The organism is Gemmobacter fulvus, from assembly GCF_018798885.1.
Classification (GTDB): Bacteria; Pseudomonadota; Alphaproteobacteria; order Rhodobacterales; family Rhodobacteraceae; genus Gemmobacter; species Gemmobacter fulvus.
This window is the reverse complement of the sequence record NZ_CP076361.1, coordinates 1,202,703-1,213,263: the sequence shown is the minus strand read 5'-3', so window position 1 is coordinate 1,213,263 and position 10,561 is coordinate 1,202,703. Positions and strand designations below refer to the sequence as shown.

General features: G+C 67.9%; 7 protein-coding genes. 5 read left to right on the top strand and 2 right to left on the bottom strand.

The features are described from left to right. Positions 1-10 precede the first annotated feature (10 nt). The 3 genes from KM031_RS05965 to KM031_RS05955 are packed head-to-tail and all read left to right on the top strand — an operon-like array spanning position 11 to position 5,239. Positions 11-1,426, top strand: a complete 1,416-nt coding sequence (locus KM031_RS05965; RefSeq protein ID WP_371879007.1) for a YcjX family GTP-binding protein — start codon at positions 11-13, stop codon at positions 1,424-1,426. After that, a complete protein-coding gene (locus KM031_RS05960) occupies positions 1,423-2,460 on the top strand; it encodes a YcjF family protein (protein ID WP_260692116.1) in 1,038 nt (345 codons plus the stop codon). The genes KM031_RS05965 and KM031_RS05960 overlap by 4 nt, the downstream gene beginning before the upstream one ends. A gap of 58 nt (positions 2,461-2,518) precedes the next feature. Then, a complete protein-coding gene (locus KM031_RS05955) occupies positions 2,519-5,239 on the top strand; it encodes a DUF2339 domain-containing protein (protein ID WP_215503614.1) in 2,721 nt (906 codons plus the stop codon). On the opposite strand, the gene KM031_RS05950 is transcribed toward KM031_RS05955, so the two are convergent. Together KM031_RS05950 and KM031_RS05945 are read right to left on the bottom strand one after the other, a co-directional pair. Further along, a complete protein-coding gene (locus tag KM031_RS05950) occupies positions 5,216-5,620 on the bottom strand; it encodes a group III truncated hemoglobin (protein WP_215503613.1) in 405 nt (134 codons plus the stop codon). The genes KM031_RS05955 and KM031_RS05950 overlap by 24 nt on opposite strands. Before the next feature lie 69 nt (positions 5,621-5,689). Beyond that, a complete protein-coding gene (locus KM031_RS05945) occupies positions 5,690-6,871 on the bottom strand; it encodes an FAD-dependent oxidoreductase (RefSeq protein ID WP_215503612.1) in 1,182 nt (393 codons plus the stop codon). Between the two features lie 246 nt (positions 6,872-7,117). On the opposite strand from KM031_RS05945, the gene ileS reads away from it, so the two are divergent. Continuing rightward, positions 7,118-10,033 carry an isoleucine--tRNA ligase gene (gene ileS / locus KM031_RS05940; protein WP_215503611.1) on the top strand — a complete coding sequence of 972 codons (2,916 nt, stop codon included), beginning with the start codon at positions 7,118-7,120 and terminating at the stop codon, positions 10,031-10,033. Positions 10,034-10,090: 57 nt separating this feature from the next. Then, on the top strand, positions 10,091-10,537 hold the full coding sequence (locus KM031_RS05935) for a methylated-DNA--[protein]-cysteine S-methyltransferase (protein WP_215503610.1): 447 nt from the start codon (positions 10,091-10,093) through the stop codon (positions 10,535-10,537). Positions 10,538-10,561 lie beyond the last annotated feature (24 nt).

The window sequence follows — 10,561 nt, the reverse complement described above, 5'->3', positions numbered from 1 at the left end:
GGGGCGCGTTTTGGCGATCAGCGATTTTACCGATCAACTCAGCCGCAGTCTGGAAGGGCTTGTCGCCACCGTCACCGACCCGTTCACCGATCCGGTGGTGCGTCTGGGGGTGACTGGCCTGTCGCGCGCGGGCAAGACGGTGTTCATCACCGGGCTGGTGGCCAATCTGCTGGACCGGGGCCGGATGCCGCAATTGCAGGCTGAAGCAGCGGGGCGGATCGAGGCCGCCTATTTGCAGCCGCAACCCGATGACACCCTGCCGCGCTTTGACGTGGAGGGGCATCTGGCGGCGCTGACCGGCGATGATCCGCGCTGGCCTGACAGCACGCGCGCGGTGTCGGAACTGCGCCTGTCGTTCCGGGTGAAACCGCAGGGCATGTTTGCCGGGCTGATGTCGGCGCAGACCGTGCATCTGGATATTGTCGATTATCCGGGCGAATGGCTGCTGGATCTGGCGCTGCTGGACAAAACCTATGCCGACTGGGCCGAAGACACGCTGACGCGGCTGGCCAAACGGGCCGAAGGGGCCGAATTTCTGGCCATTGCCCGCGCCGAAGACGGGGCCTTGCCGCTGGACGAGCCGCGCGCACAGGCGCTGGCGGCGGCCTTTACCGCCTATTTGCAGGCGGCGCGGGCGGCGGGCTGGTCTGATTGCACGCCGGGGCGGTTCCTGCTGCCGGGCGAGCTGGCGGGCAGTCCGGTGCTGACCTTTGCACCTTTGCCGCTGCCCGCAAGCCATGGCCGGGGCAGCTTGTGGCGCGAGATGGAGCGCCGCTACGAGGCCTATAAGATCAAGGTGGTGAAGCCGTTTTTCCGCGACCATTTTTCGCGCATCGACCGGCAGGTTGTGCTGGTCGATGTGCTGGGGGCGATTCATGCCGGGCCACGGGCGCTGGAGGATCTGCGCCGCACCATGGCCGAAATTCTGGGGTCGTTCCGGCCCGGTCGCAACGGCTTTCTGTCCGAGATCCTGCTGGGCAAACGGGTGGAAAAGATCCTGTTTGCCGCGACCAAGGCCGACCATCTGCATCACAGCCAGCATGGGCAGTTGACCGCCATCATGCAGGCGATGGTGCGCGATGCGCGCGACCGCGCCGCCTTTGCGGGGGCCGAGGTGGCGGCGATGTCGCTGGCGGGCCTGCGTGCCACGGTGGAAGACCGGGTGGAGCGGGACGGGCAGGCGCTGGATGTCGTGCGCGGGCGGCTGATGTCGACGGGCAAGCAGGCGGCGATGTATCCGGGCGAATTGCCCGCCGATCCGGCACGGCTGCTGTCGCCCGCCCGCGAAGGGGCGGCGCGCTGGCTGGATGCCGATTTCGCGCTGATGAGCTTTGCCCCCGCCCGCATCACCCTGAGCCAAGGCGATGGCCCGCCGCATATCCGGCTGGATCGGGCGGCGGAATTTCTGATCGGAGACCGGCTGTGACCGATGATCTGCCTCCCCTGCGCCGCCCGGTGTTGATTGATCTTGACAGCGCGGCTGCCGCCGACCCGGGGCTGGCCCCGCCGGTGCCCGAAGCCTCGCCCGAGGGGCGCGCCATGCTGGCGGCAGCGCAGATCACCCGCCGCCGCGCCTCGCCCTTGCTGAAGGCGGTGCTTTGGGCCTTTGGCGCGTTGTTCAGCTTTGTGCTGTCGGTGGCGGCCTATGATTTCGTGGCACAATTGATGGCGCGCAACCCGATGCTGGGCAGCATCGCGCTGGGGCTGACGGTGGTGTTTGTGGCGCTGGCGCTGGCCTTGGCGCTGCGCGAATGGGGGGCCTATCTGCGGCTTGCCCGGCTGGACAGCCTGCGCGAACGGGCGCTGGCGGCGCGCGGGGCGCAGGATCTGGCGGCGGCACGCAGCGTCAGCGACGGTGTGGTCGCCCTCTATCGCCACCGCCCCGAACTGGCCGAGGCGGTGGCGCGCATCGCCGCGCGCAAGGGCGATCTGTTCGACGCCGACGGGATGCTCGATCTGACCGAACAGGCGCTCTTGCAGCCGCTGGATGACCGGGTGCGCCGCGAGATCGAGGGCGCGGCGCGGCAGGTGGCCACGGTGACGGCCCTGGTGCCGATGGCGCTGGCCGATGTGGCGGCGGCGCTTTTCGCCAATCTGCGCATGATCCGCCGCATTGCGGAGATTTACGGCGGTCGGTCGGGTGGGTTTGCCAGCTGGGGCCTGCTGCGCCGGGTGTTCACCTATCTGGTGGCGACCGGGGCGGTGGCCTTGACCGATGATCTGATCGGCTCGGTTGCCGGGGGCGGGCTTCTGTCCAAGGTCTCGCGCCGCTTTGGCGAAGGGGTGGTGAATGGGGCGCTGACGGCGCGGGTCGGTCTCGCCGCGATGGAGTTGTGCCGCCCGCTGCCGTTCCATGCCGCCGCGCGCCCCAAAGTGACCAATCTGATGGGCCGAGCCTTGGCGGGGTTGTTCGACCGCGACACCTTCCGCAGCGGCGGTGAAGGGGTCGGGAAGTCCTGACTGGTGTTCTGCACACGGCTCGGGCACAGTATCCGGCAGAGTGGTGGAGGGCTGGGCCGTGGAAACTTTGCTTGTTTTGCTGGGGCTTGCCCTGCTGGCGGTGCCCATTGGTGTGATCCTGCTCTGGATCGGGCAGGCCAATCTGCGCCGTCGCGTGGCCGAGCTGGAGATGCGTTTGGCCGAGGCGCTGGCCGGCCGCGCCCTGCATCCGCAGATGCCAGCGGACGCGGCCCCCCCCGCGCCGCTGCCCGTTGAACAGCCCGCCATCCCTTCGCCCTGGGATCGGGCGAAGGCGGCTGTCGCCCCGGTTGCGGCGATGGTGCAGGCAGACGCGCCGCCGCTGCCCGACATGGCCCCCCCCGATCAGAACCGCCCGCTGGTGATCCGCGCCGAAACGGCGGCGCGGCTGATGGTCTGGCTGCGCGAGAACTGGGTCTATGCGGTGTCGGCCCTGTCACTCGCCCTCGCCGGGGTGTTTTTTGTGCAATATGGGGTGGAGCGCGGTCTGCTGCCGCCCCCGGCCCGTGTGGCCGCCGCGATCCTGTTCGGGCTGGCGCTGATCGGCGCGGGCGAATGGCTGCGCCGCCGCTGGGGCGATGCGGCGGGCACGGCCACTGCCTATCTGCCTTCGGTGTTCAGCGGGGCCGGGCTGGTGGCGGTGTTCGCGGGCATCACGGCGGGGCGTCTGATGTATGGGCTTTATGGCCCCGGCCTGACCTTTGCCGGGCTGGTGCTGACGGCACTGGGCGCGATCGGCCTTGGCTGGCGGCATGGGCCGCTTTTGGTAGCGATCGGGCTGATCGGTGCGGCGGTCACGCCGTTTCTGGTGGCGGGGGGCGGCGACGCGGCGCCCTGGCTTTACGGCTATTACCTGCTGATTGCCGCAACCGGGCTGGCGGTGGATGCGATCCGGCGCTGGGCCTGGGTTTCGGTGCTGGCGCTGGGGCTGGGTTATGTCGGCACGGCGCTGATGGCGCAGTTGGGGGCGGGGGATGCGGGCTGGCTTGCCGCGCTGCTGGCACTGGCGCTGCTGGCGATCACCGTGCCGCAGCGCAGCCTGATCCCCGACCACGAAGGGCCTTGCGTTGCCATGGCGCTGTGGCGACGCGATGGCATCTGGCCGGGCTTTCCGGTGCGGCTGGCGGCGGGTGCGGTCGCGGCGACATCGGTGGGGCTGACACTGGTCGGGGCCGAGGGCACGCTGGCGCTCTTGGCCTTTGCGTTGCTGGCCGGGCTTTGCCTGCTCCTGCTGCTCTGGGCCGACCGGGCCGAGGGGCTGGCCGATCTGGCCGGGGTTCCGGCGCTGGCTTTTCTGGCCAAACTGGCCGTGGCTGAAGGGCTGATCTGGGAGTTCGCCGCGCAGGCCATTGCGCTGCGCCCGCTGGAAACCGACGCGCCTTGGACCGTGACGATCCTGCTGGGGCTGGCGACGGTCATCAGCCTTGGCGCTGCGCTGCGCGCGTTCCGGGGCGGGGTCATGGCCTTGCCGATGGCGCTGGGGGCGGTTCTGGTGGCCCCGGTGGCGGCGTTGCTGCTGGAGCTGCTTTGGCAGCCTGCCGCGGTGATCGGGGCCTACCCCTGGGCTTTGCAGGTGATTGCGCTGGCCGGGCTGATGGTCGGCTTTGCGCTGCGCTTTGCCGGGCTGGATGCGGGCAACCATCGCCGCGCCGCCTGGGCCACGCTGTCGGCCCTGTCCCTGATGGCGCTGGCGCTGTTTCTCATCACCTCGGCTGCGGCGCTGACTTTGGCGTTGGCCGTGCTGCTGATCGTGGCGGCGGCGCTGGACCGGCGGTTTAATCTGCCGGAGATGGGCTGGTTCCTGCAAGCCGGTTCGGCGCTGATCTCCTATCGGCTGATCGCCGATCCGGGGCTGGACTGGGCGCTCTATGCGCCGCTGACACCGGCGCTACTGGCCTATGGTGGTGCGGCGCTGGCTGCCTTTGTCGCGCTGCGCCTGCTGCCTGAGGCGCGTATTTTGCCGCGCGGCGTGCTGGAAAGCGCCGGTTTCGCCTTTGCCGCGCTGACGGCGAATGTGGCGCTGACCCGTGCCCTGCTGCCCGAGGATCCGAGCCTGCACCCCGACTGGACGCAGAGCCACTGGGGGCTGGCGCTGAACGCGCTGCCCTGGCTGATCCTGATGCTGACGCAACTGCACCGCGCCGCGCTGGGCGGGCTGTTGCGCCCGCTGCGGCTGGGCCTTGCCGCGCTGGCGGGGCTGCTGGCGGCGGGGGGATTTGCGCTGGCGGTCGGGCCGGTCAATCCGCTGTTCAGCACCTGGGCCGAAGATGCCGCAATGCTTGTGCGCGGGCCGCTGGTGCTGGACAGCCTTGCGCTGGCCTATGCGGTGCCGGGGCTGATGCTGCTGATCGCCGCGCACAAGCTGGCATTGCCGCGTCAGCTGCGGCTGCTGTTCCTCGGCCTCGGTGCGGCGCTGGTCACGCTGTATGCCGGGCTGGAGATCCGGCGACTGTGGCAGGGCGACTGGCTGGGCGCGCCGGGCGTGAAGCAGGGCGAGCTTTACAGCTATACCGTCGCGATGCTTCTGACCGGGGCGGCGCTGCTGTGGCAGGCGCTGGCGCGGCGCGACCTTCGGTTGCAGCGCATCGCCATGGCGGTGATTGCGCTGACGGTGGCCAAGGTGTTCCTGCTGGATGCGGCGGGGCTGACCGGGTTGACCCGCGTGGTCAGTTTCGCCGGGCTTGGCCTGTCGCTGGCGGGGCTGGCCTGGCTGAACCGCTGGGCCAAGGGGGCGATGTCAGAACCGCGGGACGGCACCTGAGGGGCGGCGCGCCTCTTCCACTCCCATCGCCAGCGCCCGCCCGATGCGATGCGCCATGGCCGACCATGCCGCTGCGGCCTCAGGCGGCAGGGTGCGCTGCAACGTGGCGTCGAACAGATCGAGCCAGAGCGGGAAGTGCGCCGACTTCACATCCCCTGCCTGCCGATGCGCCATCATCGGTGATCCGTCATAAACGCCTTCGCGCAGGATGGCATTGCGCCAGAACCGCGCGATTTTCGCCTCATGTTCTGGCCAGTCGGTCACATGCCCGGCAAAGACCGGGCCAAGCTGCGGATGGGTGCGCACGGCGGCATAAAAGGCGGCAACCTGTGCGTCGATCTGATCGGCGGTGACAAAAAAGCGTGGGGGGAAGGCGGTCATGGGGGGGCCTCTGGTTGCGCGCCCCAGCGATGCGCCTTTTGCGGGCGGGGGGCAAGGCGGCGGGATGTCTCAGGGAAAGATCTGGCCCGCCAGTGGCGGGATCAGATCGCCCGAGACCAGCCGCGTCAGGATCCCGCGCACCAGCGGCGCGCGGGAAAACGGCGCAAGAAGATGGTCGCGCATCGGCGGCAACAGGGTGCTGCCGCTTTGATACATCGGGGTGAACAGCGCGCTCATGCCCTGATACAGCCGCAGGTGCCAGCGGCGCATCGCGGCATAGGCGGGCAGGGCATCGGCCAGCGGCTGCATCCGCAGCGCCTGTGCCAGCGCCATGGCATCCAGCAGGGCCATATTCGCCCCCTGTCCCAGTTGCGGGCTGGCGCGGTGGGCGGCATCGCCAAGGAAGGCAAGGGCTGTCGCGTAGGGGCGGCGCAGGCTGCCATGGCTATAGCGCGCCGGGGTCATCTGGTCATGGCGGGTGATCGTCGTCAGAAACGGCGCGACCTCGGGCCAGAGCCGCTCGGCCTCCACCTTCCAGTCGTCCAGCGGCGCGGCCTGCCAGGCGGCAATCTGGCCCAGCGGCAAAGACCAGAACACGGCGGCGCGGCGCTGCGGATCCTGCGGCATCTGCCCGACCGGCAGCACCCCCATCATCTGCGCCGCCCCGCGATAGCGTTGGCGCAGCTGATCCGGCGGCAGGGGCGTTGCCTCGGGCCAGGGCACGGTGCCCCAGATCGCGCCATAGCCCAGACTGCGCGGCCTGAGCGGCGACAGAACTGACCCCGCGCCCGAGGCATCGACCAACAGATCGAAGGGGCCAAAGCTGCGCCCATCGGCCAGAACCACCCGCCGCCCGCTGCCGTGCAGGGGCGCTGCGCTGACGGTGGCCCCGGTGATCACCTCGGCCCCCGATGCCATCGCGGCCTGCCACAGCACATGGAACAGGCTGGCGCGGTGCATCGCCAGACCGGCCGCATCGGCGCGGTAGCTGACATCCAGCACCGGGCGGCGCAGACCCTGCGCATGGCCCAGCATCCGGTGCAGCGGCGTGCCAAGACTGCGCGCCTCGGCGCCCGCGCCGATCCGGTCCAGCACCGCCAGCCCGACCGGCTGCACCACAAGGCCAGACCCGACCGGCGCCGCCTGCGCAAAGCGTTCAAACAACTGCACCCTGTGGCCCGCCGCCGCCGCCAGTGCCGCAAAGCCAAGCCCGCCAATGCCGGCACCGATGATCGCAATCGTGATGTTCATACCCGCTTGCTGCTATGCCTTGACCCGCGCTGCAAGCCCGTTTTTCCATAAGGCGCAAGGCTGGACCCGCGCTGCGCCCCCGCGTATAAGGCCGCCATGACACCGCGAGACGCGCAGATCGCCCGCCAGGCCGGGCCCAGATTGAGTCACCGAATTATCGGCCCGGCGCGCTGACCTCAGCCGCCGGGTTACGAGCCATTCCCGCGGCCCGCAGCGCCGCAAGCCGAAGTTCAAGGATCGCCCAAGATGTGCGCCGATACGCCTGAAACCACTGCTCCCGATTACCGCAATTCCGTCTTTCTGCCCGAAACCGAATTCCCGATGCGCGCAGGCCTGCCCGCCCGCGAACCGGCATGGCTGGCCCGCTGGGCCGAGATCGGCATCTATGACCGTCTGCGCGAAAAGGCCGCGGCCCAGCCCGGGGCGCGGGCACCCTTTACCCTGCATGACGGCCCCCCCTATGCCAATGGCCATCTGCATATCGGCCATGCCCTGAACAAGGTGCTGAAGGATATGGTCGTGCGCAGCCAGCAGATGATGGGCCGCGATGCGCGCTATGTGCCCGGCTGGGATTGCCACGGCCTGCCGATCGAATGGAAGATCGAAGAGCAATACCGCGCCAAGGGGCTGGACAAGGACGATGTGGATGTTGTCGCCTTCCGGCAGGAATGCCGCAAGTTTGCCGAAGGCTGGATCGACATCCAGCGCGAGGAGTTCAAACGTCTGGGCGTGACCGGCAATTGGGCCGACCCCTATCTGACGATGAATTACCACGCCGAAACGGTGATCGCCGAGGAATTCATGAAATTCCTGATGAACGGCTCGCTCTATCAGGGCTCGAAGCCGGTCATGTGGTCGCCTGTGGAAAAGACCGCACTGGCCGAGGCCGAGGTAGAGTATCACGACCATACCAGCCACACGATCTGGGTGCGGTTCAAGCCGCAGGATGGCGCTTTGGAGGGGGCAAGCGTTGTGATCTGGACCACGACCCCGTGGACGATCCCGCAAAACCGCGCTGTCTCCTATAACCCCACCATCGCCTATGGTGCCTATCGTGTTGATGCTGTGGCGGAAAACGCGACGGCCCTTGTCGGTGAAGTTCTGGTGTTGGCCGACAAGCTGGCCGAAGCCGTGATGGGGGCGGCCAAGGTCTCCGGGTTCACGCGTGTGGGCGATGTACCGACCTCGGCCTTTGAAGGCGTGGCGCTGGCACACCCTTACCGTGGTCTTGCCGAAAACAAGGAATGGGATTTCGACGTTCCCATGCTGCCCGGCGATCATGTCACCGATGATGCGGGCACCGGCTTTGTGCATACCGCGCCCAGCCATGGCGATGACGACTATCAGATGGGTCTGAAATTCGGCCTGCCGATGACCTATAACGTCGAGGCGGACGGATCCTATCGCGCCGATCTGCCGCTGTTCGGCGGGCAGGCGATCATCAACCCGGATGGCAAGGAAGGCCCGGCCAACGTCTCCAACATCAAGGCGCTGCATGGCGCGGGGGCGCTGTTTGCCAAGGGCAAGCTCAAGCACAGCTATCCGCACAGCTGGCGGTCCAAGGCACCGCTGATCTATCGCAACACGCCGCAATGGTTTGTCGCCATCGACAAGCCGCTGGACGACGGCATGAACACCTATGGCGATACGATCCGCAAACGGGCGCTGAATTCGATCAACCAGCTGGTGCAATGGACGCCGGTGACCGGGCGCAACCGCCTGCATTCGATGATCGAGGCGCGGCCCGACTGGGTGCTGTCGCGCCAGCGCGCCTGGGGTGTGCCGCTGACCTGCTTCACCAAGAAGGGTGCAAAACCCACCGACGCGGATTTCCTGCTGCGCAATGCCGAGGTCAATGCCCGCATCAGCGCCGCCTTCGAGGCCGAGGGCGCGGATGTCTGGTATGTGCAAGGATTCAAGGAACGGATGCTGGATGGCATCGTCGATCCGTCGGATTATGAACAGGTCTTTGACGTGCTGGACGTGTGGTTCGACTCTGGTTCGACCCATGCCTTCGTGCTGCGTGACCGCGCGGATGGCAGCGAGGACGGCCTTGCCGACCTCTATCTGGAAGGCACCGACCAGCATCGCGGCTGGTTCCATTCCTCGATGCTGCAAGCCTGCGGCACCAAGGGCCGCGCGCCCTATCGCGGTGTGCTGACCCATGGCTTCACGCTCGACGAGAAGGGCATGAAAATGTCCAAGTCGCTGGGCAATACCGTGGCCCCGCAGCAGGTGATCGACGAATACGGCGCCGACATCCTGCGGCTCTGGGTGGCGCAGGCCGATTACACCGTCGATCTGCGCATCGGCAAAGAGATCCTGAAAGGCGTGGCCGACAGCTATCGCCGTCTGCGCAATTCGGTGCGCTTCATCCTCGGCAACCTTGCGGGCTTCACCGAGTCGGAAAAGGTCGCCCCGGCGGATATGCCGGAGCTGGAGCGCTGGGTTCTGCACCGGCTGGCCGAACTGGATACCGAGGTGCGCAAGGGCTACGCCGCCTATGATTTCCAGGGCGTGTTCCAGAAGCTGTTCACCTTCTGCACGGTCGATCTGTCGGCGGTGTATTTCGACATCCGCAAGGACAGCCTGTATTGTGACGCGCCCGACAGCCTGCGCCGCCGCGCTGCGCGCACCGTGCTGGACATCCTGTTCCACCGGCTGACCACCTGGCTTGCGCCGGTGCTGGTGTTCACGATGGAAGAGGTCTGGCTCTGCCGCTTCCCCGAAGCCGGGTCGTCGGTGCATCTGCAAGACATGCCCGACACGCCGAAAGACTGGCTCGACGAGCCGCTGGCGGCGAAATGGGCGCAGATCCGGCAGGTGCGCCGGGTGGTGACGGCAGCGCTGGAGGTGCAGCGCACGGCCAAGGTGATCGGGGCTTCGCTGGAAGCCGCGCCCGTGGTACATGTGCAGGATGCCGAGACGGTGAAAGCCCTGAAATCGGTCGATTTCGCCAATCTCTGCATCACCTCCGGCATCCAGATCACCGCAGATCCCGAACCTGCCGAGGCGTTCCGCCTGCCGGAAGTGCCGGGGGTTGCGGTGGTGTTCGAACTGGCCGAGGGCGAAAAATGCCAGCGCTGCTGGCAGATCCTGCCGGATGTGAACAGCCACAAACATCCGCATACCTGCGCCCGCTGCAACGCGGCGCTGGGCTGAGGCTGAAATGGCCGGGCGGGATTGTCCGCCCGGTCCCCTCTGGGCCGGAGTGCGGATGTGAGCGCGACCCTGATCACCCCGTTCGGCCCGGTGTCGCTGCGCGAATGCGATGGCGTTCTGACCCATCTGGACTGGCATCCGGGGCAGGGGGCCGCCACACCGCTGCTCACCGAGGCGCTGCGCCAGATCGCCGCCTATTTCGACAAGTGTCTGACCGAATTTGATCTGCCGCTGGACTGGGGGCAGGGCATCCATGCGCCGGTGCGCCGTGCCATGGCCGCGATTCCGCTGGGCGAAACCCGCAGCTATGGTGACCTTGCCAGGATCGTAGGGAGTCCCGCGCAGGCGGTGGGGCAGGCCTGCGGTGCCAATCCGCTGCCGATCCTGATCCCCTGTCATCGGGTGCTGGGCCGCGCTGGTCTGGGCGGATTTTCCGCGCCGGGCGGGGTGGAAACCAAAGTGGCGCTGCTGCGCCACGAAGGGGCGGCGGGGCTGTTGATCTGATCCGCCGCGGCCGGTCTGTTCGGG

Bases quoted from the DNA above. Each gene is read 5' to 3' on its own strand.
- KM031_RS05950 (WP_215503613.1), bottom strand. From the start codon at position 5,620: ATGACCGCCTTCCCCCCACGCTTTTTTGTCACCGCCGATCAGATCGAC.
- KM031_RS05945 (WP_215503612.1), bottom strand. From the start codon at position 6,871: ATGAACATCACGATTGCGATCATCGGTGCCGGCATTGGCGGGCTTGGC.
- ileS (WP_215503611.1), top strand. From the start codon at position 7,118: ATGTGCGCCGATACGCCTGAAACCACTGCTCCCGATTACCGCAATTCC.